General features: G+C 49.8%; 18 protein-coding genes and 1 tRNA gene. 4 read left to right on the top strand and 15 right to left on the bottom strand.

Annotated features, from left to right (window positions below; translation table 11 throughout):
• Positions 1 to 8 precede the first annotated feature (8 nt).
• The 9 genes from NQ502_RS13880 to nifJ form a co-directional block, all read right to left on the bottom strand.
• On the bottom strand, positions 9 to 2,393 hold the full coding sequence (locus tag NQ502_RS13880) for a glycyl radical protein (RefSeq protein WP_028528785.1): 2,385 nt from the start codon (positions 2,391 to 2,393) through the stop codon (positions 9 to 11).
• Positions 2,394 to 2,496: 103 nt separating this feature from the next.
• On the bottom strand, positions 2,497 to 2,736 hold the full coding sequence (locus NQ502_RS13875) for a hypothetical protein (protein WP_028528784.1): 240 nt from the start codon (positions 2,734 to 2,736) through the stop codon (positions 2,497 to 2,499).
• A gap of 23 nt (positions 2,737 to 2,759) precedes the next feature.
• Positions 2,760 to 3,473 (bottom strand): ABC transporter ATP-binding protein, encoded by a 714-nt coding sequence (locus tag NQ502_RS13870; RefSeq protein WP_327240944.1) that lies wholly within the window; start codon positions 3,471 to 3,473, stop codon positions 2,760 to 2,762.
• Positions 3,474 to 3,496: 23 nt separating this feature from the next.
• Positions 3,497 to 4,216: an ABC transporter ATP-binding protein gene (locus NQ502_RS13865; RefSeq protein ID WP_044983281.1), complete on the bottom strand. Its 720-nt coding sequence runs from the start codon at positions 4,214 to 4,216 to the stop codon at positions 3,497 to 3,499.
• Positions 4,217 to 4,243: 27 nt separating this feature from the next.
• Positions 4,244 to 5,530: an ABC transporter substrate-binding protein gene (locus NQ502_RS13860; RefSeq protein WP_028528781.1), complete on the bottom strand. Its 1,287-nt coding sequence runs from the start codon at positions 5,528 to 5,530 to the stop codon at positions 4,244 to 4,246.
• Positions 5,531 to 5,583: 53 nt separating this feature from the next.
• The gene (locus tag NQ502_RS13855; RefSeq protein ID WP_028528780.1) at positions 5,584 to 6,573 is read right to left on the bottom strand and encodes a branched-chain amino acid ABC transporter permease; all 990 of its coding nucleotides are present in this window, start codon (positions 6,571 to 6,573) and stop codon (positions 5,584 to 5,586) included.
• A 23-nt stretch (positions 6,574 to 6,596) separates the two neighbouring features.
• Positions 6,597 to 7,466, bottom strand: a complete 870-nt coding sequence (locus NQ502_RS13850) for a branched-chain amino acid ABC transporter permease (RefSeq protein ID WP_028528779.1) — start codon at positions 7,464 to 7,466, stop codon at positions 6,597 to 6,599.
• A 204-nt stretch (positions 7,467 to 7,670) separates the two neighbouring features.
• Complete coding sequence (locus NQ502_RS13845) at positions 7,671 to 8,906, bottom strand: NAD/NADP octopine/nopaline dehydrogenase family protein (protein ID WP_028528778.1); 1,236 nt, start codon at positions 8,904 to 8,906, stop codon at positions 7,671 to 7,673.
• Between the two features lie 176 nt (positions 8,907 to 9,082).
• Complete coding sequence (gene nifJ, locus NQ502_RS13840) at positions 9,083 to 12,589, bottom strand: pyruvate:ferredoxin (flavodoxin) oxidoreductase (protein WP_028528777.1); 3,507 nt, start codon at positions 12,587 to 12,589, stop codon at positions 9,083 to 9,085.
• Between the two features lie 264 nt (positions 12,590 to 12,853).
• Here nifJ and NQ502_RS13835 point away from each other — a divergent pair, with 264 nt between their 5' ends.
• From NQ502_RS13835 to NQ502_RS13825, 3 genes are read left to right on the top strand one after another with little or no spacing between them, the layout of a single operon-like run.
• Positions 12,854 to 13,504 carry a GntR family transcriptional regulator gene (locus NQ502_RS13835; protein ID WP_028528776.1) on the top strand — a complete coding sequence of 217 codons (651 nt, stop codon included), beginning with the start codon at positions 12,854 to 12,856 and terminating at the stop codon, positions 13,502 to 13,504.
• A 29-nt stretch (positions 13,505 to 13,533) separates the two neighbouring features.
• Entirely contained in the window at positions 13,534 to 14,142 is a 609-nt protein-coding gene (locus NQ502_RS13830; RefSeq protein ID WP_049898162.1) for a TetR/AcrR family transcriptional regulator, read from the top strand.
• Between the two features lie 40 nt (positions 14,143 to 14,182).
• The gene (locus tag NQ502_RS13825) at positions 14,183 to 14,767 is read left to right on the top strand and encodes a TetR/AcrR family transcriptional regulator (protein ID WP_028528775.1); all 585 of its coding nucleotides are present in this window, start codon (positions 14,183 to 14,185) and stop codon (positions 14,765 to 14,767) included.
• A gap of 65 nt (positions 14,768 to 14,832) precedes the next feature.
• Here the strand turns inward: NQ502_RS13825 and NQ502_RS13820 are convergent, their stop codons facing one another.
• The 6 genes from NQ502_RS13820 to NQ502_RS13795 all read right to left on the bottom strand — a co-directional run bounded on the left by NQ502_RS13820 (position 14,833) and on the right by NQ502_RS13795 (position 25,420).
• Positions 14,833 to 18,276, bottom strand: a complete 3,444-nt coding sequence (locus NQ502_RS13820) for a pyruvate carboxylase (protein WP_044983280.1) — start codon at positions 18,274 to 18,276, stop codon at positions 14,833 to 14,835.
• Positions 18,277 to 18,462: 186 nt separating this feature from the next.
• Positions 18,463 to 19,089, bottom strand: a complete 627-nt coding sequence (locus NQ502_RS13815; RefSeq protein WP_044983279.1) for an FMN-dependent NADH-azoreductase — start codon at positions 19,087 to 19,089, stop codon at positions 18,463 to 18,465.
• Between the two features lie 71 nt (positions 19,090 to 19,160).
• Positions 19,161 to 20,090 (bottom strand): carbamate kinase, encoded by a 930-nt coding sequence (arcC, locus tag NQ502_RS13810; RefSeq protein ID WP_028528773.1) that lies wholly within the window; start codon positions 20,088 to 20,090, stop codon positions 19,161 to 19,163.
• An 86-nt stretch (positions 20,091 to 20,176) separates the two neighbouring features.
• Complete coding sequence (locus NQ502_RS13805) at positions 20,177 to 21,100, bottom strand: undecaprenyl-diphosphate phosphatase (RefSeq protein ID WP_407691143.1); 924 nt, start codon at positions 21,098 to 21,100, stop codon at positions 20,177 to 20,179.
• Between the two features lie 46 nt (positions 21,101 to 21,146).
• Complete coding sequence (gene carB / locus NQ502_RS13800; RefSeq protein WP_028528771.1) at positions 21,147 to 24,347, bottom strand: carbamoyl-phosphate synthase large subunit; 3,201 nt, start codon at positions 24,345 to 24,347, stop codon at positions 21,147 to 21,149.
• On the bottom strand, positions 24,347 to 25,420 hold the full coding sequence (locus NQ502_RS13795; RefSeq protein WP_028528770.1) for a carbamoyl phosphate synthase small subunit: 1,074 nt from the start codon (positions 25,418 to 25,420) through the stop codon (positions 24,347 to 24,349). Before NQ502_RS13795 ends, carB begins: the two co-directional genes overlap by 1 nt.
• Before the next feature lie 263 nt (positions 25,421 to 25,683).
• Between NQ502_RS13795 and NQ502_RS13790 the strand changes: the two genes are divergently transcribed.
• A tRNA-Leu gene (locus NQ502_RS13790) sits at positions 25,684 to 25,767 on the top strand.
• Positions 25,768 to 25,976: the final 209 nt, after the last annotated feature.

Below are 25,976 nucleotides of genomic sequence, written 5' to 3'. Positions count from 1 at the left end.
TTCGCCTCTCAGATATGTGTCTGCGTGGTTCTGGAAATGATATCACCCTGTGTTTCCGGTCCCAACTCCGTGAAATAAGCGGTGTATCCCGCCACACGGATGAGCAGGTCACTGTGATCCTCCGGATGTTCCTGTGCGTCCAGCAGCACCTTCGGGTCTACCACATTGAACTGAACATGGAAGATGCCCATTGCACAGAGACTCTTCAGATATCCCATCAGCGACTGTACAGATTTTTCTCCGCGGGCAAATGCCGGATCCAGCTTCTGGTTCAGCAGCGTTCCCTGGTTAAAACGCACATGAGGAATATTCGAGCAGCTTTTCAGTACCGCACTCATGCCGTTGGTATCGGTCCCCTGGTTGGGGCTGATGCCGTCTCCCAATGGCACATACGCCCTTCTTCCGGAAGGCAGGGCACCCACTTCCATACCAAACGGGGTATTGCCGGAAACCGGAAGGATGCCGCCGTTGTAATGGCCGTAAGGATGTTCAAAGCTCTCGATGTAATCCGCAATATAGTTAAACATGTCTCTTGCCATCTTATTCGCCGCTTCATCGTCATTTCCGTATTTCGTTGCGCGCATACACATCGCCTGCACGTCCTCATATCCCTCGAAGTTCGCCGCAAGCGCCTTGCACAGCGTATCCATATCGAGGCGCTTCGTGTCGTATACCAGTTCCTTCACCGCTAAAATACTGTTGATCAGATCCGCGACGCCGATGGCATCCAGACCGTCGCCCATGCTGTACTTCGCTCCGCCGGTCGCATAGTCGTTGGCAGTCTCGATACACTCTTTAAAGGTAAGGGAAGCCACCGGGCATTCCATCTCACGAACGATCTGTGTGCACACAAGATTTCCTTCCACGACTGCCTTCAGGACAAAACGAATCTGCTCTTTCACTGCATCCAGGAACTTGTCAAAGGTCTCAAAAGCTCTGGGGTCCCCGGTACGGGCTCCGGCATAGCAGCCGTATTTGCGGCTCTTCCCGTCATTTAACGCAAATTCCACGATAGAACCCAGATTATAATCCGCATAGGAAGTATAACACCGCTGTTTGCCGGCGAGACTCGTCTCCACGCAGCCGCACGGATTCCAGTTATACGCTTCTTTTAAAGGAACCCCTTTGTTCATCATCATCATGGTCCCCACGGTATCGTTGTGGAACGCCGGGAATCCCGTTCCCATCTGCATCAGTTCAACCACCTTTTTCAGGAACCGGTCAGGATTCTGTGCCAGGTTGTATTTGACGGACAGGGACGGCTGATACATCTGCACATCCATGGTCGCCTGCAGTACCAGATACGACAGGTCGTTGACCGCATCCATTCCATTCTCATCCACACCGCCGACGCATAGGTTCTGGAACATGGGATATCCTGCGGAATAGCGGGCAGTCGTCGCATCCTGCAGCAGACACTGCTCTGAAAACTTCACCCAGAGACAGTCCAGCAGCTCCTGCGCCTCATCTTCGGTGATCCGTCCGGCTTCCAGGTCCGCCTTATAATACGGCCACATATACTGGTCAAAGCAGCCCGGATTGTAACTCGGTGCGTTATGCTCCATAAAAATACAGATGTGCAGGAAATACATGGACTGCAGCGCTTCTCGGAATGTACGCGCCGGCTTCTCCGGTACTCTGTCACAGACTTCTGCGATATCCAGAAGCTCCTGCTTTCTCTTTGCATCCGTCTCTGTCTCAGCCATCTCCCTTGCCTTTTCGGCATGGCGTTTCCCCAGCTGACGCAGCCCGTCCGCGACCAGGGAAAGGGCTTTTAAGTAAGTCATCTTCTCAAAATCACCCTTCACGGAGAGATCAAGCGTATCACGCACGTCCTGAATCCGCTTCTCAATGCCTTCCACACCCTCACGGATGATCAGGGAATAGTCTGCGGTCAGTTCTCCCCAGCCCCGCACACACTTGCGGTCAATGTAGAGTACGCCGCAGTTGCGCAGTGTCCGCACCACATCCGGCATCTGCTTCTCCCACTTTTCATTGATGGAGCGGCCCTGCCAGTAGGGTTTTACAACATCCAGAAACAGCCTGCGGTCTTCGTCTTTCAGATGGAACGGATCATACTGGCGTTCATTTAAGGTGTCGATCTCCCGGTCGATAAACGACCAGCAGTCGTCGGGACACACCAGTCCCCCGCGCTGCTTGCTTCCCGCATTTCCCACGATCAGCTCGTCGTCCCAGATGGGAATCGTCTTCTCCATACACTGTTTCCGGAAGGCATATGCTTTCTGTACCACATGTGCCTCTCCCTCCGATTCCTGAAATCCTCTGGTCAGAATGACTGCATTCTCCATATCAATTTCCGGATAGGTGTTAAGCACCCGCTCCTTTAAACGGCTGATTCGTCCCATATAACTCTTAGTGCTCTGATTCTGCATAAATTTTTACATCCTTTCTTTCAAGATTGTGATAAACCCAAAACGAAGATATGGATCTGAGCTCGTCAGAATATCCATACCTCCGTTTTTATCTCAGCGCCCGTCAGTCAACGGCAGTGACTACAAAAGAGACAAGTTTTGCCATGTCCTCCGGTTTACTGGTGCGGATTTCCATCTCCGGAATCTTTCCGCCTGAGAAAACATTTGCATAGACAACGAGCTGGGACAGCTTTGATTTCAGATTCAAGCAGTCTCCCTCCGACGTGACCAGCTCAACCGTGCCTTCACACGTCTGAAGTGTATTAAAAAACCCGTCAATATCTTTGATGTTGTAAAATTTCATAAAATAGATATCCTTTCATAAAACTAGATGCCCAGATAAGCTTTCTGAATATGGTCACTGGCCAGAAGTTCATCACTCTTGCCGGAGAGCACCACGCGTCCGTCCTCCAGTACGTAGGCACGGTCTGCCACCTGTAAGGTCGTATTGACATTCTGTTCCACCAGCAATATGGAAACCCCGCTCTCTGTCAGCTGTTTTAAAGTCTCAAGAACCTGCAGCACAATATTAGGAGCCAGTCCGAGGGAAGGCTCATCGATGAGCATCGCCTTGGGCCCTGACATCAGTCCCCTGGCAATCGCCAGCATCTTGCGCTCACCTCCGCTTAACGTCCCCGCGTTCTGCTTTAACCTCTCCTTCAGCCTCGGGAACATCTGCAGAACTCTTTCGTAGTTCTCCTGAATTTTTGCCTTGTCCTTGATGGCATAGGCCCCCATTCTCAAGTTCTGATACACCGTCATCCCCGAGAACAATGCGCCGTCATCCGTGATATAGCTCAGACCGGTCTTCATGATCTCCTGTACAGACGAGTTCGTAATGTCATGTCCGTCAAATATAACTTTTCCTTTTGTAGGTGTGATTATGTTGGAAATCGCCCGAAGGGTCGTTGTCTTTCCGGCTCCGTTCGGGCCGACCAGAGCGACAAATTCACCCTCTTTCACTTCCAGCGAAACATCCCACAGAATGCTCAGCTTTCCATAACCGGCATCTACATGTTCTAATTTAAGCAATCGTCTCACCTCATCCCGTTAGGTTTCTATCATCAGTGAACCTCAGTCTTCCCTAAATAGGCACTGATTACTTTTTCATCTGACAGAACTTCCTGCGGAACTCCCTCTGCAATCTTTGTTCCGAATTCGAGCACAGCAACCCTGTCACAAATTCCCGTAATAAAACGCATCAAATGTTCGATACATATGATCGTCACACCGCTGTCCCGGATTTTACGAACCAGCTCGATAAAGTCCGGCAGCTCGGCGGGCGTCAATCCCGCCGCCACCTCGTCCAGCAGCAGGAGCTTGCAGTCTGTCGCCAGGGACCGCGCCAGCTCCAGCCGTTTCAGCTGAATCGTATTTAAGTTCTCAACCACCGTATCTTCCGGAAGAGGGAACTGCGCGAACTCCAGTAATTCCCGCGCCTTCTCCCTTGCATTCTTCGGCTTCCTGGCGCCAAACACACAGCCGACCATCACATTCTCCAGCGCCGTCATCTTCGGGAATCCACGCACATTCTGGAATGTACGGGAGATGCCGAGGTGACACAGCTTTTCCTGCGCAGACCCGGTGATCTCTTTTCCCTGAAACAAAACCTTACCGTTATCCGGAGCATAGAATCCTGCGATGCAGTTGAGAAATGTCGTCTTTCCGGCACCGTTTGGCCCGATGATACCGACAACTTCTCCTTCTTCCACCTGGAGTGAAACGTTGTTAACTGCAACCAATCCTCCAAAACGTTTTTCAACGTCAATTGTCTCTAGTAGCATAATAACCTCCTGCGTCTTACTGCATGATTATTTGGCATAGTCCGGTACAAACACATCCGCTTCCTTGTCAGCGCTCGGCCAGACTACAACTTCCTTGTCACCATCCAGCTGTATTACCTGGAAGTAGAAATGATCCTCATCCACGATCGGGTCGATTCCGTTTTCCTCATTGTATTCATAAGAACTGACAAGAACACTCTCGTCATATGTGATTCCGCCGGTCTGCAGAACTTCTTTGCCGAACTGATACATTGTCTCAGAATTCACCTTCTCATACTTCTTCTCGCATTCCTCGATACATTTGATCAGGAATTTCGCTCCGTCGTAGTTGATGCCGCCGGTTGTAGCTGCCGGAGTGTATCCGTACTTATCTTCGAATGCTTTTTGGAATTTCATCGCATTCTCATTGATCAGTTTGGAGCGGCACACCAGTGTACCGGTTGCAGCATCCCCAGCCAGCTCATACCAGTTAGACGCCTCTGTAAAACAATCTGAAGTCTGAAGGGCCGGCAGATTGGATTCTTTCGCCTGTTTAATGAAGGCTGCACCCGCTGCCGGATTGGTCAGCTGTACAAATGCAATATCTGCGCCCGACTCTTTCATCTTTGTGATGGAAGTGTAGAAATCCGTCACGTTGATCGCGGTATAATCTTCATACACCAACTCGCCGTTAAATTCCGGCATGGATGCTTTTACTGTCTCACCAAATACACGGCCAAAGTCGGTGTCATCAGCGAACACTGCATACTTCACTCTGGACGCATCCCACTGTCCCGCGTCGATCATCTCCTGCAGCAGAGAGAAATAGCCGATCGCCAGTGACTCAGATTTCGGCCAGATCTTGCTCAGCAGGTAGCCGTCTTCTTTTCCTTCTACCTTCTCATTGATAACGGAGGAGGAGGAGCTGGAGAAGTACCAGGGAACCTTATACTTGGAGACAACATCCACCATGGCTACTGCCACGGAGCTGTTCCAGCTGCTCAAGACCACTTCGTCGCCTCTCTTAACGATGCCTTCTTCCAGTGCCAGTGCTCCCTTATCGGCGTCTGAAGTGGCATCTACGAAATCAAGCTCTATCGTATAGCTGCCGACCTTATTTCCAACTTCCTCGAATGCCAGGGTAACGGTATCCTGGATCTCCTTTCCTGCCTTTGCCGACTCCCCGGTCAGCGGAATCGGAACGGCAATCTTCAGTACGTCATCATCTTTCCCCGCAGAAGCACCTCCGCCTCCGCCACAGCCGGTCAGCACTGTACCAAATGCACACATTGCAGCCGTAAATAATGCTATCGTTGCTTTTGTCCGTTTTCTCATACCTTTTTTCTCCTTTTCTTAATATAAGATTCCTTCATTATTATAAGATCCCTTTATTTCTTTTCATTTTTTCTGGCAAATCTTTTTCTGAAAAATGCTTTTACCGGTTTTTCGAATCCCGCGAGTCCGTTCGGCATGAAGATCATGATCAGGATCAGCACCAGACCATAGATGATGTACTTCAGCTCAACCAGTGAGTTCATCGACTCAAAGATCGGCATGGTGATAAATGCTGCAAGCAATGGTCCCCAGATGCTTCCCCGGCCTCCAAAGTATGCGATTACCAGGATCTGAATGGTCCCCTTTGTAGCCATCAGCGTCGGAGTCAGGATTCCGATATAATGAGCGTAGAATCCGCCGACAATACCTGCGATGAAGCAGGAAATACAGAAGTTGATCAGCCTGTACTTCAGGGGGCTGACACCGGTGGTACGGGCCGTCTGCATATCCTGTCCGAGAGCAGTGAATGCAAGCCCGAGATTTGATTTTACGATGACTCTCAATACGATATACGTGATCACACAGATCGTAAATATCACATAGAAATACGGTGTGGCCCACGGCGTATCAAACAGTGGTTTTACCTGAAGTCCAAGCGCTCCGCGCGTCAGGCCTGTCATTGCATTTGCGGCATTCATCAGAATCAGCCCGACAAACCATGCGAGCAGTGCCGCAAACATTCCGTCCATACGCAGCGTCAGCAGACCGATCAGCAGACCAGCGAACGTGGCGATCAGCCCGGCACAGATCATTCCGATCCAGGGCGACACGCCAAGCCGCTCAAAAAGAAGTGCTGATGTATACCCGCCGAGTCCCATCAGGGCTGCGTAGCCCCAGTTGGCTACTCCGATATAACCTGCTGACAGGTCAAACCCCATCGCCAGTGTTCCATACATCACACACATCAACAGAAGCCGGATGTTATATTCATTCCCTGCAAACATAGGAGACAGAGCCAGAACAATGAATGCCAGCAGGCTGACAGGGCTTAATCCTACTTTGCCCAGTATCGCAGAAAATTTAGATGTCTTATTCTCTTTCATGGCAAATCCCTCAATCCCCTCTCTTATACTTTCACTCTCTTACCAAACAGTCCGGTCGGCTTAATCAGCAGAATCACTACGATAACAGAAAGTGATACGGCATCTGCCCAAGCGGCACCCACATAATACGTTGCAAACACTTCAATAAACGATACGATGAATGCACCCACAATCGTCGCCTCCAGATTGCCAAGCCCTACCAGTATGACTACAAACCACGCGGAATACAGTGGTTTCAATCCCATCGTAGGATATGCCGGCGTGATGGAGATCAGCGCTGCTCCCGCAATCGCCGCCAGCATGCTGCTGAGCGCGAATGTCAGTGTATGGATCGAATTGATCTGAACGCCCATCAGCATGGCGCCCTCCTCGTTCTCCGAAACGGCCGTGATCGCATTTCCCGTCCTGGTCTTTTTCAAAAATGCCCAGAAGATAATAACCACTGCGATTGCAATCACAAACGAAATCACGCGGTCTGTCGGAATGTTGATTCCGGCTATGTTAAGGGAACCCTGCCAGATCTTTTCAACTCCCCAGAATTCCGCGGTGAAGATCATCTGTGCAACATTCTGTATCACGAAACTGATGCCTGCTGTTACGAGAAACGTGTTCAGACTCCAATCGGATTTCGAACGCTTTCTCAGCGGGTTGAACGTCAGACGCTCAATAATCGCACCAAACACAAACCCCATCACTGCCGCAAGGGCGATGACAACAACACCTGGAAGTTTCAGCATGGAAAGCCCGATATACGAGCAATACGCACCAATCAAATAGAACTCTCCATGAGCAAAGTTCGGTATCTTCATGACGCCATAAACCAGCGACAATCCCATGGCAATCAGGATATACATGCCTCCCTTCAGAAAGGCGCTGATAAATAATTCAATCATCTTTATCCTCCTACTCTTTCTTATAAGGTAACAAATTTACAACTGCAGATCTCTCTCTTGTATTTTTTTTAATACAATATTTTTTTGTAAAACAGTAGGCATATTCCAATCATTCCATTTGAAATATGCCTACTGTTCCTAAACGGCCTTCCCAAATTGAAAGTCACATATATTTAACCACGAGAGAGAAACTTACGCCTCATATCACTGTTTCGGAGTAAACTCTCCGTCATACAGATATTTCTGCAGCTGCTCATCTGTCATATGATCAATATCCAGATAATCCAGAGTATATTTGCTTCCTGCAATCAGGTCGCGTTTGATCATCACATTTGCCAGATAGATCATGCAGTCAACCGTCGGTGTCGGAACATTGTACTTCCTGCCCAGCTGCTGAATCAGATAGCATCCTACCGGAACGTCTTCTGTGATGTAACGGTTCTCCAGATCAAAAGGACCATCACCGTAGAAGTTCTCATATTTCTCCTCAAACGGTACTGCAAAGTCCGGTCCCATGTACTCTTTGCCGTACATGGTGGTACGAGAAAAGAAGTCTTCATAGTTAACGGTACAAATGTCTACTTTCATGGCTTTAGCCAGTGCCTTTTCTTCCTCCCAGAAGACTGCCTGTACTTCTGCGATAGCAGGACACAGGGCAAATCCATACAGAGAGTAGTTCTTCTTATCCTGTCCCAATACCGTATCAAAGTTCTGCATGACCGCAGCGCCGAGAACAGTTCCCGGTACATGGATCACCGGATTGACGTTGGACAGGTTAATGTCTACCACGGTAGTGCCTTTTACGAAGCCGTCGCCGGTGCGGATGGCATCCAGCGCCGGTATGTACTGTGCGGACTCGATAAACGCATCGGTATCCGAGTGAGGCAGGGCCGCACCGCGGATGGTGGTGATACGGTCCTCGATCTTACATTCGTTCGTCACAACACCGCCGCGTCTGACGATGCGGACGCCGTAAGGAGCCGTATACCAGGCACCCACGATCACTTTTTTCGTACAGTTCAGTTCGCGCATGATCTTTCTGCACACGAAGGTACCGCAGTTATCCGGAAGGATATGGATCACCTGACCGTCTTCCAGAAGCGGCACAAGCTGACGGAAGACAGCCTCATGTGCCATTGCAACCGTGGCTACGATGATGATGCCGGCGCCTTTGACCGCTTCCGCCATGTCGGTGGTCACCATATCCACATGCCCTACACCGCGTCTCTCAAATCCGTAATAGCTGAACTGGTTACCCGTAAGTTTAATTCCCGTTCTCGTCAGGTTTTTCAGATTATGCTTAAAATTCTCCTGTTCCCAAAGTCTCACTGTGGATCCGGCCAGTGCACAATCCCCCGCCATCGTCTTTCCTACCGCACCACAGCCTAAGATAGCAATCGGCATGTCCTTTAAATAGCTCATATCTGCTGACACTTTCATTTCCTCCTTCTTGCCCGATTTTCATTGGGTCTTATTCATTGATTGTCATTCAATGTGTTGATTTAATTGTAACAGTAATCGCTCTTTGTGTAAATATAGTAAATACCATAATATTTTTGTCAGTATTTTGTGCAATTTGCCTCCAAGGGATTTTCCCGAAGGAAAATCCCTTGGTATTATTGCTGTGTCAGCCTCATGTAGGACTCATAACGCTCTCTCGCATCTGCCTCCGCCTTGGCATACAGTTCTTCCGCTTTCTCCGGGAATGCGATCTTCAGGGACGCATACCGGTTCTCTCCCATCAGGAAATCGCGGAAACTGCCCTTAGGCTCTTTGGAATCCATCTGGAAGGGATTCCTGCCCTCCTTCTTCAGATCCGGATTGTAACGGTACAAATGCCAGTATCCCGCATCAACGGCATTCTTCTCTTCTGTTATGCTCATGCCCATGGCAGCCTTCATATGGTGCTCGATGCACGGACAGTAGCAGATCACCAGGGATGGTCCGTCGTATGCTTCCGCCTCACGGATCGCTTTCAGCGTCTGTGCAGGATCTGAGCCCAGTGCCACCTGTGCCACATAGACATAGCCGTAGCTCATCGCCATCATGCCCAGATCCTTCTTCTTGGTCTCTTTTCCGCCTGCTGCAAACTTGGCAATGGCGCTGGCAGCCGTAGACTTGGAAGCCTGTCCGCCGGTGTTGGAATATACCTCCGTATCCAGTACCAGCAGGTTGATATCGCGTCCGCTTGCAAGCACATGATCCAGACCGCCGTAACCGATATCATAAGCCCAGCCGTCGCCGCCGAACGCCCATACGCTCTTCTTGGTGAGGAATTCCCTGTTGTCCCGGATAAAGGCAGCTTCTGCATTCTCCACGCCTTCGATCGCTTCCAGAAGAGCGTCGCTGACCTCTCGTGTCACCTCAGGATCCTTTCCTCTTTCAAGGTAAGCTGTACATGCCTCCTGCGCGATACCGCTCTCTTTCAGCTTCTCTACCTTGTCAACCAGCTGTTTTTTAATGGTATCCTGTCCCAGCAGATATCCATATGCATATTCCGCATTGTCTTCAAAGAGTGACATCGCCCAGCTGGGCCCGTATCCCCGCTTATCGGTGCAGTACGGTGATGCCGGAGTGGATCCACCGTACGCGGAAGAACATCCGGATGCATTTGTAATATACATTCTTTCACCGAACAGCTGCGTCACCAGCTTGATGTACGGCGTCTCGCCGCATCCGGCACAGGCGCCCGAGAATTCAAAGTATGGTTTTGCAAACTGTATATTTTTAACACTCTTATTGTTGATGGCATCTTTCTTGATTTCTACCTCATCCACACCATAGTTCCAGTTGGCAGCCTCTTTGATCTGACTCTCCAGAGGTTTCATCGACAGCGCCTTTTCTTTTGACGGACATACATTCACGCAGCTTCCGCATCCGGTACAGTCGTAAGGGGATACCTGCATACGGTATTCATATTTCTCAAGACCTTTTCCTTTGGTCTGTACCGTCTCAAATCCAGCCGGCGCCGCCGCCTTCTCTTCTTCGGTAACCAGAACCGGACGGATGGCGGCGTGAGGGCAGACCAGCGCACACTGGTTACACTGAATACATTTCGCGGCATCCCATTCGGGAACGTCCACCGCCGCACCCCGCTTCTCATATTTCGTCGTACCGGACGGCCAGGTTCCATCCTCCAGTCCGTACTTGGTCATCTGGCTGACTTTCAGAACGTCACCCTGCTGACGGTTCATCACATCGACAACTTCCGTGATGAATTCCGGAACATCGCGCTTATCCGGTGCATCTTCCGCTGCCGCCCAGCTGTCCGGAATCTGAATCTCTTTGAGTTCATTGATCCCGTAGTCAATGGCGTTGTTGTTCATATCTACAATCTCCTGGCCTTTTTTCTTAAAGTAGGACTTGTAGTTGGCGTTTTTCATCTCTTCCACTGCCTGTTCCAGAGGAATTACCTCTGCCAGTTTGAAGAAGGATGCCTGCAGAATGGTATTGGTCCGGTTTCTGAGACCAATCTCTCTGGCAATGCGGATGGCATCAATGGTATAAAGTCTGGCATGTTTTTCCGCCAGTGCACGTTTCATGGATGCAGGCAGGTGTCTCTCCAGTTCATCCTGATCCCAGCTGCAGTTCAGCAGGAAAATACCGCCTTCTTTCAGATTGGCAACCATATCGTACTTATTCACATAGGATGGATTGGAGCACTGTACAAAATCCGCCGCCTGGATCAGGTAAGGAGCCCGGATGGGATCTTTGCCGAATCTCAGATGAGACTGTGTCAGTCCCCCTGATTTCTTGGAGTCATATACAAAGTATGCCTGGCAGTACAGGTCCGTGGCATTACCGATGATCTTGATGGAGTTCTTATTGGCTCCGACGGTACCGTCTGAACCTAATCCCCAGAATTCCGCATTGGTTACGCCTTCCGGTGTCGTATTGATCTCCTCGCTCACAGGGAGTGAGGTATAGGTGACATCATCCACAATGCCGATGGTGAAGTTATCCTTCGGATGTTCTTCCTTCAGATTTTCAAACACACTTACCAGCTGTGCCGGTGTGGTGTCCTTGGAGCTCAGGCCATAGCGTCCGGCTACGATCTCCATGCCAGACGCCTTTCCCTTATAGGCAGCACAGATATCCTGGTACAGCGGCTCTCCCATGGCGCCCGGCTCTTTGGTGCGGTCCAGCACCGCCATCTTCTTCGCCGTCTCAGGAACTGCCTTCAGGAAATACTCTGCCGGGAAGGGGCGGTACAGATGTACGTTCAGCATTCCGACCTTCTCTCCCTTAGCCACCAGGTAATCGATGGTTTCCTTTGCGGTCTCTGCTGCTGATCCCATGAGTACGATCACCCGCTCTGCATCCGCTGCCCCGTAGTAGTTCACCAGATGATAGTCCCGGCCGGTCAACTTATTGATCTCTCCCATGTAATGTTCTACGGAATCAAGGATCTTGTCGTATTTTACATTTAAAGCCTCACGGCACTGGAAAAAAATATCCGGATTTACCGTGGTTCCTCTGGTGGCAGGATGCTCCGGATTCAAAGAGTTTGCACGGAACGCGCGTACTGCATCCATATCCAGCAGCGGTCTGAGGTCTTCATAATCAAGTGCATCGATCTTCTGAATCTCGTGTGACGTACGGAACCCATCGAAGAAATGCAGGATCGGCATTCTGCCGTGAATAGCCGCCAGATGTGCTACCGCCCCCAGGTCCATGACTTCCTGCGGAGAAGAGGATGCAAGCATGCCAAACCCTGTGCTCCTGACTCCCATGACGTCAGAGTGGTCACCGAATATAGAAAGTGCATGAGCCGAAAGAGTCCTGGCCGATACATGAAAGACTCCCGGAAGCATCTCACCCGCAATCTTATACATATTCGGAATCATCAGAAGCAGTCCCTGCGAAGCCGTATAAGTGGTCGTCAGAGCACCCGCCTGCAGCGCTCCGTGAACGGTACCCGCAGCGCCCCCTTCCGACTGCATTTCCACTACTTCTACCGGCTGACCAAACAAGTTCTTTTTGCCGTTTGCCGCCCACTCATCCACATGTTCCGCCATTGGGGATGAAGGGGTGATCGGGAAAATCCCAGCAACCTCCGTAAACGCATATGAGATATATGCAGCTGCTTCGTTTCCGTCCATGATTGCCTTCTTACTGGACATTTTTAATACCTCCTTAATTCTTTTGTCATTTCACATTCCATGCTATTTGCAATAATTGCATGCAATTACTATAGTTACATCCAATATATTGTTTTCCATGCAAAAAGTCAATGAACAATACAGAAGAAATTTACTCGTTTTTTTTGTGTAAATTGTTCTAAAAAATCATTTGCAAAATGCACTTTATTAGGGTATAATAACTATAATTGGATAAAAATAGCAGGTTTTTCCATATCAAAAAGAAATGAAAAAGGAGCATGATCCATGCGTTCTCAAAGTAGCATTGCTTATGAAACATTAAAAGAACAGATCTTTCATATGGAGTTACTGCCGGGCGAGAAAATATCCGAGCTACAGATCTCCTCACAGTTAAACATCAGCCGTACACCCGTTCACGACGCGATCAGACGTCTGGCATCAGAAGCGCTGGTCACCATTAAGTCCAACCGAAGCGCCGTCGTCGCGGAGTTTACGGACAAGGAAATCCGGGACATCGGTTCCATCCGCCTCGTACAGGACATCCTTTCCGCAGAACTGGCATCCTATTATGGCAGCGCAGCAAATTTCGAAGAACTGAAACGCCTGGCTGCCGCATGTGAACAAGCTGCCGAGCAGGGAAATATCTACGAGCGGATCCGTGCAGACGGCGATTTTCATCTGAAGATTGCCGAAATTTCCGGAAACACCATTCTATACCAACACCAGAAAGCGATTTATCAACAGATTCATCTGATACAGATTTCCAAATACACCAGCATCGAAGACAGTTTGCAGCAGATTCACCACCATCTGCCCATCATAGAAGCCATCTGCAACAGCGAGCTTTCCAAACTGCGGCAACTAGTTTGTATGCACATTCAAGACTTTTATCAGATCGACCCATACCTTTTAAAGTGCTACGGAACAGATGAATAATCAGAAATTCTTAGGATCGAGGGTCACATATGCAAAATAACAATCCAACCAGACTAACCAGACGCCAGCAGCAGGCACTGGAAACCAAAGACAGGATCTTCCAGGCCGCCATGGAGGTTATCAACGAAAAGGGCTTCGGCAATACCACAATCGAGGACATTACCTCCCGGGCCGGTGTGGCCAGCGGCAGTTTTTATACGTATTTCAAGTCGAAAGAAACCATCGTACTGGATACCATCCAGCGCTCGGATGCGATCTATGAATGGGCGTATCAGCAGACAGTGCAGGAAACCTTCTTACCTACGATCATGCATTTCATCCGCCTGTCCTATGCGGAATATGAAAAGCGCGGCAAGGGTATCATCAAAGCGATTATCTCCAACTATTTTTCTTTCCCCGAATATGATTTTTACCAGCAGAACCGTTCGCTGTTCCGCTGTCTCCTGCGCATCGTGGAGAAGGGGATCGACAGCGGAGAAGTCAGCGGCAGCCGAACTGCCACCGAGTGTGTGTCGCAGCTGCTCTCTGCCATGGCGGGAGTGGAAGTCATCTGGTGTTTCGACACCGGCGGACAGAGCCTGGCCGACTTGATGGTGGAGACGATCCGTACCATGGCGCTCGGCATGATGGTACAATAAAGCCGGCACCCGAATAATTGAGAAGGATGAAATAAGCAATATGACGAAAAGAAAACAGATGGCTTTAAAAACCAGGGAAAAGATCTATGAATCCGCCTTAAAGGTCATCAATGAAAAAGGATACAACAACGTCAATATCGAAGATATTACGACCGAGGCAAACGTGGCAAAAGGAAGTTTTTATACATATTTTGATTCAAAAGCAGACATTATTTTTTATAATATTAAAATGGCGGATGAACAGTACGAACGTATCTATCAGCAGGTGGAAAAGGAATGCTTTTCGGATATGCTGATGGACTTTATCCGCACAGCCTATACAAAACACGAGAACAACGGAAAGGGGATTATAAAGGCGATGATCTCCAATTTTTTTTCGTTTCCTGATTATAGTTTTATCAGCAAAGACCGTACACTCCTTCGTATACTGAAGAAAATCGTGGAGAAAGGCAAGCAGGAGAACCAGCTCCGCGATGACATACCCAGCGATCACTATGTAGAAGAGTTAATCGTGGCTCTTCTCGGAGCGGAGACACTGTGGTGCTTCGACGAAACCGGCAGGAGTCTGGTAGATATCGTTGACAATGCAGTACGGCTGACCATGAAAGGCATCTCAAAAACCTGAGCAGCGGGACAGGGCCCGGCAGATACGCAAATCTGCCGGGTCCTTATAGTTATCCGAATCTGATTTTATTCTCCCAGCCTTATAAGCATCTGCCCCGCCTTCACCTGTTCTCCTTCCGAAGCGTAGATTCGCTCTACCAGCCCGGAAGCTGCAGCCAGGATATTGCTTTCCATCTTCATAGCTTCAATCAGCGCCACGGGCTGCCCTTCGGTTACACTTTCCCCTTCTTTTACAAATACTTTCACGATATTTCCCGGGATATGGGCGCCAACCTCTTTCGGATTCTCCGGGTCTGCATACAGCACTGCATTATGCGCATGTTCCGCCACATCCAGATCCTTGATTCGGATACTGCGGCGATTTCCATTCACTTCAAAGACAGCCTCGCGATATCCCTCGTCATCCGCAGGTCTTACCTCGCACAGTTTCACCACCAGGAAACTGCCCTCACCCAGTTTTACCTCACAGGTCTCCCCCTCCTCCAGCCCATGAAAGAAGATATCCGAACCCATATAACGGAAATTGCCGTCCTGGCGCTGGCTTTTTACGTAATCCTCAAATACCTTCGGATAGAGCGCATAGCTGATCACTTCCCTGTCCGTGCCCTGAAGCCCCAGTTCCGACTTCAGATACTGCCGGATACCGTCAAGATCCTCGGGCGGCAGCAGCTCCCCAGGCCGAACCGTAATCGGCGTCTTCCCCTTCAGTACGATCTTTTGGAGCTCTTTTGGAAATCCTCCCTCAGGCTGCCCCATCATACCCTCAAAATATGATGTAATGGAATCCGGAAAATCCATACCGGCTCCTTTTTCACAGATATTTTCCGGCGTAAGATCATTCTGCACCATAAAGATAGCCAGGTCTCCCACTGCTTTAGAGGTTGGCGTCACCTTTACGATATCCCCCAGCATCTCATTGACCTGCTTATACATTTCCTTTACCTCTTCAAAACGGTGCCCCAGTCCAAAACTCTCCACCTGAGGCTTCAGATTAGAGTACTGTCCGCCGGGAATCTCGTATTTATATATCTCGGCGGTGGAGGTCACAAGTTCTGATTCAAATCCGGCATACACCGGCCTTACATCCTGCCAGTAATCTGAAATTTTCTGAAGTCCATCAATGTTCAGGCCTGTACTTCTCCGACTGTTTTCCAGGGCTGCTGCCACCGAATTCAAAGCCGGCTGGGAGGTCAGCCCGCTCATGGAATTGACCGCAGCGTCCGCGATGTCTACTCCCGCCTGAGCTGCCATCAGAACCGTGGCCACTCCGTTTCCGGAAGTATCATGGGTATGTAAATGAATCGGGATTCCAATCTCCTGTTTCAGAGCACCGATCAGTTTTGCAGCCGCCATGGGTTTTAACAGGCCCGACATATCCTTGATTCCCAGAATGTGGGTGCCGCGTTTTCCCAGTTCTTTTGCCATCCTCACATAATAAGACAGGTTGTATTTCGTCCTGGATTCATCCAGAATATCACCGGTATAACAGATGCAGGTCTCAGCCAGTTTCCCCTGATTCAGTGTCTCATCCAGAGCCACCTCCATGCCCGGAATCCAGTTGAGTGAGTCAAAGATGCGGAACAGATCAATGCCCGCTTCGGCCGACTGCCGCACAAAGTTCCGGATCACATTATCCGGATAGTTTTTATATCCCACGCCGTTAGCACCCCGGATCAGCATCTGAAACAGCAGGTTTGGGATCTTCCCGCGCAGTGTGTCCAGTCTTTCCCACGGAGATTCCCCAAGAAAACGAAAAGACGTATCAAAGGTAGCGCCGCCCCACATCTCCAGTGAGAAGAGATCTTTCCCATAGACGGAAACTGCCGGCGCTATTTTTTCCATGTCCACAGTCCGAACCCGGGTAGCCATCAGTGACTGCTGCGCATCGCGCATGGTGGTGTCCGTAATCAAAAGCCTCTTCTGATTCAGGATCCAGTCGCAGAACTTCCGATCCCCCAACTGCTCAAAAAGCTGCCTGGTCCCCTGAAGTCCTGCCAGTTCTTTATCCTGAAATCTCGGAAATACAGGTACATTGAAATACGGTTTTTTCCCCTTGCTCTCATTGACGTACTTATTTCCCAGAAATGCCAGTACTTTCTGCTCCCGGTCCTGGGTCTTCTTGATATCCAGCAGTTCCGGATTCCTGGCGATAAAACCCGTGTCACACGTCCCCGCCGCAAATGCCGGATGATTCAGCACATTCAGCAGAAACGGAATATTTGTCTCCACACCTTTAATCTGTGTCTCCTGTAACGCACGCATGGCTTTTCGCCTCACGTCCTCGAATTTTCTGCCATAGGCAATGACTTTCAGCAGCAGACTGTCATAGAAGGGGGTGATCTGGGCCCCCTGGAAGCTGTTTCCTCCATCAATTCGGATCCCGATTCCTCCGGGACTCCGGTAAGTCTCGATCACTCCAGTGTCGGGCATGAAATCATTGGCCGGATTCTCCGTGGTGATCCGGCACTGTATGGAATAGCCCAGACAGCCGATACTCTCCTGTCCTGATATTCCTATCTTGTCAGAATCCAGCGTATATCCCTGAGCGATAAACAGCTGTGCCTGAACAATGTCGATACCCGTTACCATCTCTGACACCGTATGTTCTACCTGGATTCTGGGGTTCATTTCAATGAAGTAATGATCTCCCTTCTGGTCCACCAGGAATTCCACCGTCCCCGCGCTCTGGTATGAGACTGCCCTGGCGATCTTCAGCGTATCCTCACATATCGCCTGCCGCTGCGCCTCCGTCAGACACAGAGAGGGCGTAAACTCAATCACCTTCTGATGCCGCCTCTGGATAGAACAGTCCCTCTCGTACAGATGCACAATATTGCCCTCTTTGTCCCCCAGAATCTGCACCTCAATGTGTTTGGGGTTTTCCAGATATTTTTCAATAAAAATATCATCAATGCCAAACGCCTTTTCCGCCTCACTGCGGGCGCTGCGGAACTGGGGCAGAAGCTCTTCCTCTGAATTTACGATCCGCATCCCCCTGCCGCCGCCTCCGGCGGCTGCTTTCAGCATCACAGGAAATCCACAGATTCTGGCTGCCTCGAGCGCCTCCTCCTCCGTATCGATCACCTTTTCAACGCCGGGAATCGTAGGTACCCCCACAGACTGCGCCACCAGCTTGGACTTCACTTTATCTCCCATTTTCTCCATCATGTCCGCTGTCGGTCCGATAAACTCAATCCCCGCATCAGCGCATGCCCTCGCAAAATCAGCATTTTCCGCCAGAAAACCGTACCCCGGGTGGATGGCATCCACACCCTTCGCTCTGGCCAGGGCAATGATCTCATCGATGCCCAGATAAGCCCCCACCGGAGTCTTCCCCTTGCCAACCCGGTATGCCTCATCCGCCTTGCTTCGAAATAAGGTATTCTTATCCTCTTCAGAATAGACAGCCACCGTCCGGATCCCCAGTTCATGACACGCCCGGAAGATACGGATGGCAATCTCCCCCCGGTTGGCAACCAGTACACGCTTGAATTTTTTAATCTCCTTCATTTTTGCTTCCCTCCCGACATCATTTTATTTCATTGATCACGTCTTTCTAACACCTCACATTATATTATAGCGCTATCTGCTCCCCAAATTTATCATATCGCCTTCTCCTTTTATCTGAAAATCAGGTTGATGTTTCACAGACAAAATAAAAGACCCGCTTTCGCGAGTCTTTTATTTTGTCTGTTTCTATTCTCCCTGAACTTCAGCAGGCAGCGGCCAGCCTGCCGCCAGCTCCCCCGCCCGTCTTACGGCGTCCGCGACGATAGCATCGGTTTTCGTAAAATATTCATCCAGTCCGTCCGCAGCAAGGCAGGTTACCTCATCGATCCCATACATCCCGCACACCGCCCGGAGATACCGCTCACCCATCTCACACGCTTTCATGGGACCGTCTGCAAAATCAGCACCCCTGCTCGTGATGAATAAAAGCCTGTCAGCCTTACATAGTCCTTCGCTTCCATGGTCTGTGTACCGAAATGTGATGCCTGCCACTGAGATGTTCTCTATATATGAGCGCAGCACAGCCGGAAAACTGAACTCCCACATCGGCGCTGCGATCACGATTGCATCCGCCTGTGCAAATTCATGCGCCAGATCAAACATCGGATGCGCGTACTCTTTCTTCCCGATGAGCTCATTTCTCTTCCCGAAGCTTTCTCTCGTCATATAAGGCGGGTTTATGTCCATGAGATTTTTCTCTGTGATAATCATCTGGGGATTGCGGGATTTTAATTCTTCCAAAAATGCCTGTGCAATTTTCAGTGTCCTGGACTGTCCCTCTCTCATACAGCTGTTGATAAATAATACATTCATATCCTTATCCCTTTCGTTGAAAAATCCACGGGTTCCCGCATGAGGAATCCATGGATTTCATGTGTGATCTGTCAGCGGATGATTGTCCCCGTTTTGCCGAGGTATCCTTCCCTTGCTTTATCGATGGAGGTGATGACTGCTCTTCTGCCTTCCTTTTTTCCTACGAACTCTGCCGATGCTTCTACTTTGGGAAGCATGGTGTTCGGTTCAAACTGACCCTGTCCCATATATTCTTTTGCTTCCGCAACAGAAATCTCGCCCAGAAGTTCTTCCTGCTCCGTGTTAAAACTGAGCGAAACCTTCTCCACACTCGTTAAAATCAGCAGTTCATCCGCGTCCAGAGCTTCCGCCATCTTTCCGCTCGCGTAATCCTTTTCGATCACCGCGCTTGCTCCCCGCAGCTGTGTCCCCTGCTGCAGTACCGGGATGCCGCCCCCGCCTGCTGCGATCACGATCTGACCCGCCGCCAGGAGGGCTTTGATCGAATCAATCTCTATAACCTCCTGCGGTCTTGGCGCTGCAACAATACGGCGGTATCCCTGCTCCTCCTTCACCACATAATTTCCTTTTTCTTCTTCCTCCTCGGCCTCCGCCTCCGTCATATAACGTCCTATGACTTTGACCGGCTTATGGAATGCATCGTCATACGGATCCACTGTCACCTGAGTCAGAACCGTGCAGACCGGCTTGTAGATTCCGCGGTTCAGCAGCTCTTCGCGTATGGAATTCTGAAGGTCATAACCGATGTATCCCTGGCTCATCGCCGAGCACACCGACATCGGTGCATGCGTGTAATTCGGATGCGACTTGCCAAATTCATTCATTGCCGTATGGATCATTCCTACCTGTGGTGCATTGCTGTGGGAAATCACGATATCAGCCCCGGCTTCCACCAGGTCGGCAATGACTTTTGCCGTTCTCCTTGTCGCTTCTTTCTGCTCCGGAAGCGTGGCGCCGAGAGCTCTGTGCCCGAGTGCCACCACAATCTTTTTCTTACCCATTTGAAAACCTCCCATCAATTATCATGTTGGGGTCAAAAGGTTTTTGCCCCCATGATACCCACGACCTTTTGACCCTGGTATCAAAATTATGCAAACAATGTTTTGCCTGCAAAGTATCCCAAAATCAAAATACCAAGTACGATCCGGTACCATCCGAATACTTTAAAATCATGTTTCCTGATATAACTCATCAGGAACTTAATACAGAAAATCGAAACCACAAATGCGACCAGCATCCCGACAAGCAGATAGATAATCTCCGGTCCAGTGAAACTGAAACCGAATTTCACCACTTTGAGCAGGCTCGCGCCGAACATCACCGGAACCGCAAGGAAGAACGTATACTCGGCAGCCAGTTTTCTGGAAGTTCCCAGCAGGATACCGCCGATGATCGTCGCTCCGGAACGCGACGTCCCCGGAACGATGGAGAGTACCTGGAACACACCGATCAGCAGCGCTGTCGTCCAGGTGATCTCGCTGATCCTGCGCATCTTAGGCCTGCGCCGTTTGTTATAATTCTCGATGATGATAAACAGGATACCATAAACGATCAACATGACAGCTACCACAACGTAATTATTCAGCTTTTCTTCGATAAAGTCGTTAAATGGAATCGCAATGATCATCGCGGGCAGGCAGGATACTGCGATCTTCAGCCACATAATGATCTTATTCATCGACACGTGGTTATCAGCAAACTGCTGAAGAGAACCGACCAGCCTGTTCTCACTGTAATTCTGCCAGAAACTCTCCGACACTTCCGCCGGTTTTCTGTGAAACGGCCACAGCTTGTTCCAGTAGATCAGCACAACCGCCAGGATCGCACCCAGCTGGATGACGACCAGAAACATCTGCAGGAATTCAGCGCTGACATTCAGTTTGATGAATTCGTCTACCAGTATCATATGGCCCGTACTGCTCACCGGCAGCCATTCCGTAATCCCTTCCACAATTCCCAGGAAGATAACTTTTAACAATTCTATAAAACTCACAACTACTCCAATCTGCATTTTTGCCTTTTATCAATTGTATGTGTATCCCGCTGCAACTAGTATCCTATTCAATGGTTGCAATATCGATCAGGGTCAGTCTGTTCTTATCCGTATTTTCCAGGCTTGTGACGAGCGCTGTCGCTGTATCCAGTGAAGTCAGGACATTCACCCCTGTTTCAATCGCATTCCTTCGGATGATAAACCCGTCTTTTGCCTTTTCGACTCCCTGAGTCGGCGTATCGATGACAAGATCAATCTTATGGCCGAGAATCAGATCCATCAGGTTCGGCGACGGCTGTTCAATTTTGTTGGTTCTGATCGCCTCCACACCATTTTCATTCAGGACTTTGGCGGTGCTTCTGGTCGCATAGATGCGATAGCCGATCTCCTGAAATCTTTTCGCGATATCGATCACATCTTCTTTATCCTCGTCTTTCACGGTGATGATCATGTTCTTATGCTTCGGAAGATTGATTCCCGCACCCAGGAACGCCTTGTACAGCGCCTCATTGAATGTCTTAGCGATTCCAAGGCACTCGCCCGTCGATTTCATTTCCGGCCCGAGACTGATATCCGCACCGCGGATCTTCTCGAATGAGAATACCGGCATTTTGATGGCAATATGCTCCGCCTCCGGCTGAAGTCCCGGTGCATAACCGAGATCCTTTAATTTATGTCCCAGGATCACCTTCGTGGCCAGCGGTACGATCGGGATGCCCGTCACCTTGCTGATATACGGTACCGTACGGCTGGAACGCGGATTCACTTCGATCACATACACTTCTTCCTCGCACACGATAAACTGAATATTGATCATGCCGACCACGTGGAGCGATCTTGCCAGCCTTCTCGTATACTCCTCGATCGTCTCCTTCGCCTTGTCACTGATGCTCTGTGCCGGATAAACTGAGATACTGTCACCGGAATGTATTCCTGCACGCTCAATATGCTCCATGATACCCGGGATCACAATGTCCTCGCCGTCACATACGGCGTCTACTTCTATTTCTTTTCCAACCAGATATTTATCGACAAGGATCGGATGCTCCTGAGCGATCCGGTTGATGATCCCGATAAACTCATCGATATCGTTGTCGCTGATCGCGATCTGCATTCCCTGTCCGCCGAGTACGTATGATGGTCTCACGAGCACCGGATAGCCGAGCTCATTCGCCGCCTTCTTCGCCTCTTCCGCTGTAAACACCGTATGTCCCTGCGGCCTCGGAATCCGGCATTCCTCCAGGATTTTGTCAAAGAGCTCCCTGTCCTCTGCCGCGTCTACATTTTCTGCGGAAGTTCCGAGGATCTTAACTCCCATTTTGATCAGTGCTTCTGTCAGCTTGATCGCTGTCTGCCCGCCGAACTGAACGACTGCTCCGTCCGGTTTCTCGATATCCACGATGTTCTCCACGTCTTCCGGTGTCAGCGGCTCAAAATACAGCTTGTCGGCGATGTCAAAGTCCGTACTCACGGTTTCCGGGTTGTTGTTGACGATGATCGTCTCGTATCCCTCTTTTGCAAATGCCCAGGTACAGTGTACGGAGCAGAAATCAAATTCAATACCCTGTCCGATTCGGATCGGCCCAGATCCCAATACGAGGACTTTCTTCTTTCCTTCCGTACAGACAGCCTCATTTTCACCGCCGTGCACCGAATAATAATACGGCGTAGCCGCCGCGAATTCAGCCGCACACGTGTCAACCATCTTAAAGACCGCCACAATATCATTTGCTTTTCGCATCGCCTTGATGTCATCCGCCGTTTTTCCCGTTAGTTTCGCAATTACATGATCCGGAAATTCCAGCCGCTTTGCCTCTGTCAGCAGGTCCGGCGTAAGCTTGTGCGTCTTCAGTTCCATCTCCATCTCAACCAGGATGGAAAGCTTATCGATAAACCAGCGGTCTATCTTCGTGATGTCATGGATGAGTTCCGGTTCCATCGAACGCCTGATGGCCTCCGCGATCCTCCAGATCCTCATATCATCCACGATCTCCAGTTCTTCCAGAAGCATATCGTCTGTGAGATCTGTGAAATCATAGGACATCAGGCTGTCCACGTGCTGTTCCAGCGACCTGATCGCTTTCATCAGGGCGCCCTCGAAGTTGCTGCAGATACTCATGACCTCGCCCGTCGCCTTCATCTGGGTCGTCAGTGTCCGCTTCGCGCTGATAAATTTGTCAAACGGCAGCCGCGGCATCTTCACGACACAGTAATCCAGCATCGGCTCAAAACTCGCATACGTCTTTCCGGTGATCGCATTGGGAATTTCATCCAGTGTATAACCCAGTGCGATTTTCGCAGCAACCTTCGCGATCGGATATCCCGTCGCCTTGGATGCCAGGGCAGAGGACCGGCTCACCCGCGGGTTCACCTCGATCACACAGTATTCAAAGCTTTCCGGATGCAGTGCATACTGAACATTGCATCCTCCGGTGATATTCAGCTCACTGATGATGTTCAGCGCCGAGGTACGGAGCATCTGATATTCCTTGTCCCCCAGCGTCTGTGACGGCGCCACAACGATACTGTCACCGGTGTGTACCCCCACAGGATCGATATTCTCCATGTTACAGACCGTAATGCAGTTTCCGCTTCCGTCACGCATCACTTCATACTCTATTTCCTTCCAGCCGGCGATACAGCGCTCCACCAGAACCTGCCCCACGCGTGACAGGCGAAGACCGTTCTGGAGGATTTCAACCAGTTCTTCTTCATTGCGGGCAATTCCGCCGCCGCTGCCTCCCAGCGTATATGCCGGGCGTAAAACGATCGGATAGCCGATGGTATTGGTGAATGCGATTCCATCCTCCACCGTCTCCACTACCTGTGAGGCTGCGATGGGTTCATTGATTTTTTCCATCGTCATTTTAAACTCCAGACGATCCTCTGCCTTTTTGATCGTCTGAGCCGTCGTGCCGATCAGCCGGACGCCGTTTTCCTCCAGAAATCCGTTTTCATCCAGCGCCATCGCCAGATTAAGTCCGGCCTGGCCTCCCAGTGTCGGAAGGATACTGTCCGGTTTTTCTTTCATGATCAGCTGTTCCACAACCTCCACAGTCAGTGGCTCGATATATACCTTATCGGCAATGTCCTTATCCGTCATGATGGTAGCGGGATTGGAATTCAGAAGCACCACCTCGATCCCTTCTTCTTTCAGGGAACGGCAGGCCTGTGTGCCCGCATAATCAAATTCCGCAGCCTGGCCGATAATGATCGGACCCGAGCCAAGTACTAATACTTTCTTGATATCTGGATTCTTCGGCATTACTTTGTACCTCCCATCATTTCCATAAACCGGTCAAACAGGTAACCGGAATCCTGCGGTCCCGGACAGGCTTCCGGGTGAAACTGAACCGTAAAGATATTCTTTCCGATATAAGAAAGCCCTTCGTTTGTACCGTCGTTGACGTTGATAAATGCCGGAACAGCAATAGCAGGATCCAGTCTGTCAGTGTCTACCACGTAGCCGTGATTCTGTGAAGAGATATAGACACGGCCCGTTTTCAAGTCTTTCACCGGATGATTTCCGCCCCGGTGTCCATATTTCATCTTATGGGTGTCCGCGCCCGCGGCAAGCGCCATCAGCTGATGTCCCAGACAGATCGCAAAGATGGGGACGTCAGAATGATATAATTTTTTTATCTCGGTAATAATGGATGTGCATTCTTTGGGGTCGCCAGGACCATTAGAGAGCATGATGCCGTCCGGATTTCCGGAAAGTATCTCCTCCGCTGTCGTAAGCGCCGGATAGACCGTCACCTGACAGCCTCGCTGATTCAGGGATTTTGCAATATTGTTTTTCGCACCGAGATCAAGAAGTGCGACCTTTTTACCTTTTCCCTTTAACACAGATTTTTCAGAACAGGTTACTTTTTCCACAACCCTGCCGGTTGTGTACTCTTTTAATTTAGGAATGATTTTTTCTATTTCGTAATTTTCGTTCGTCGTGATCATGCCGTTCATGGTCCCTTTTTCCCTCAGGATCTTGGTCAGGGCACGCGTATCAATTCCGGCGATTCCGGGAATATCAAACTTTTTCAGGAAATTCTGAATCGTGTCTTCGCTCCTGAAGTTGCTCGGCATTCTTGATAATTCTCTCACGATATATCCATCCGGCCAGGGACGCAGCGATTCGCTGTCTTCGTAGCAGATGCCATAATTCCCGATCAGCGGATAGGTCATACAGACAGCCTGGCCCGCATAGGATGGGTCTGTCAGCACCTCTAAATACCCGGTCATTGACGTATTAAATACAATCTCACTGATCACTTCTTTCCTGGAACCGATACTGGTTCCCGAAAATACATGTCCGTCTTCTAAAATCAGAAAAGCTTTCATCATTCCACCGTATTCCTTTCTTTAAAAAACACGGAAATCCGTGCATATGTGCAAAAAAAAAGAGTTTACGCGCTCTTTTATATCTAAAAGAGTTTACCATATTATATCACGCATTTCAACCTTTTTCATCAGGTTTGCACCGCATTATGGCACCGTTCCCCGCGTATTAACAGGAATTTTCTTGAAATTAGGGATTGACATTTGCTCCCAAACCAGATACAATATACCTTGCGAGTCGGGAAGACACGCATCATAAGAGTTATGCAGGAGTGGCGGAATTGGCAGACGCGCAGGCTTCAGGTGCCTGTGGCAGCAATGTCGTGTGGGTTCAAGTCCCATCTCCTGCATCTTTTTTATTTGATCCCCTGTGCACGTTCAGATACACAGGGATTTTTTTATTTCTCATTTGAGTGTTACTATTCACAGCCCCCCACATGCGCATTCGTCGCCTCTTTGAGGCTCCAGTCTCGCTCCTTACAGAGCTAAGACTGCTTATGTGGGTGGAGTTCCTGCTTCGCAGGCTTGATATGGATGTACAGTCATCCTCTTACATGCA

This window comes from Ruminococcus gauvreauii (assembly GCF_025151995.1).
Lineage (GTDB): Bacteria > Bacillota > Clostridia > Lachnospirales > Lachnospiraceae > Ruminococcus_G > Ruminococcus_G gauvreauii.
Note: the sequence above shows the minus strand (reverse complement) of the source record. Positions and strands in the feature narration are given on the sequence as shown.

What these genes read in the sequence shown, in the direction of transcription:
- carB (WP_028528771.1), bottom strand. Translation starts at nt 24,347, where the DNA reads ATGCCGAAGAATCCAGATATCAAGAAAGTATTAGTACTTGGCTCGGGT.
- NQ502_RS13835 (WP_028528776.1), top strand. Translation starts at nt 12,854, where the DNA reads ATGCGTTCTCAAAGTAGCATTGCTTATGAAACATTAAAAGAACAGATC.
- NQ502_RS13850 (WP_028528779.1), bottom strand. Translation starts at nt 7,466, where the DNA reads ATGATTGAATTATTTATCAGCGCCTTTCTGAAGGGAGGCATGTATATC.
- nifJ (WP_028528777.1), bottom strand. Translation starts at nt 12,589, where the DNA reads ATGTCCAGTAAGAAGGCAATCATGGACGGAAACGAAGCAGCTGCATAT.
- NQ502_RS13830 (WP_049898162.1), top strand. Translation starts at nt 13,534, where the DNA reads ATGCAAAATAACAATCCAACCAGACTAACCAGACGCCAGCAGCAGGCA.
- NQ502_RS13815 (WP_044983279.1), bottom strand. Translation starts at nt 19,089, where the DNA reads ATGAATGTATTATTTATCAACAGCTGTATGAGAGAGGGACAGTCCAGG.
- NQ502_RS13860 (WP_028528781.1), bottom strand. Translation starts at nt 5,530, where the DNA reads ATGAGAAAACGGACAAAAGCAACGATAGCATTATTTACGGCTGCAATG.
- NQ502_RS13845 (WP_028528778.1), bottom strand. Translation starts at nt 8,906, where the DNA reads ATGAAAGTGTCAGCAGATATGAGCTATTTAAAGGACATGCCGATTGCT.
- NQ502_RS13855 (WP_028528780.1), bottom strand. Translation starts at nt 6,573, where the DNA reads ATGAAAGAGAATAAGACATCTAAATTTTCTGCGATACTGGGCAAAGTA.
- NQ502_RS13825 (WP_028528775.1), top strand. Translation starts at nt 14,183, where the DNA reads ATGACGAAAAGAAAACAGATGGCTTTAAAAACCAGGGAAAAGATCTAT.
- NQ502_RS13875 (WP_028528784.1), bottom strand. Translation starts at nt 2,736, where the DNA reads ATGAAATTTTACAACATCAAAGATATTGACGGGTTTTTTAATACACTT.
- NQ502_RS13820 (WP_044983280.1), bottom strand. Translation starts at nt 18,276, where the DNA reads ATGAAGGAGATTAAAAAATTCAAGCGTGTACTGGTTGCCAACCGGGGG.
- NQ502_RS13865 (WP_044983281.1), bottom strand. Translation starts at nt 4,216, where the DNA reads ATGCTACTAGAGACAATTGACGTTGAAAAACGTTTTGGAGGATTGGTT.
- NQ502_RS13795 (WP_028528770.1), bottom strand. Translation starts at nt 25,420, where the DNA reads ATGAAAGCTTTTCTGATTTTAGAAGACGGACATGTATTTTCGGGAACC.
- NQ502_RS13805 (WP_407691143.1), bottom strand. Translation starts at nt 21,100, where the DNA reads ATGCAGATTGGAGTAGTTGTGAGTTTTATAGAATTGTTAAAAGTTATC.
- NQ502_RS13880 (WP_028528785.1), bottom strand. Translation starts at nt 2,393, where the DNA reads ATGCAGAATCAGAGCACTAAGAGTTATATGGGACGAATCAGCCGTTTA.
- arcC (WP_028528773.1), bottom strand. Translation starts at nt 20,090, where the DNA reads ATGGGTAAGAAAAAGATTGTGGTGGCACTCGGGCACAGAGCTCTCGGC.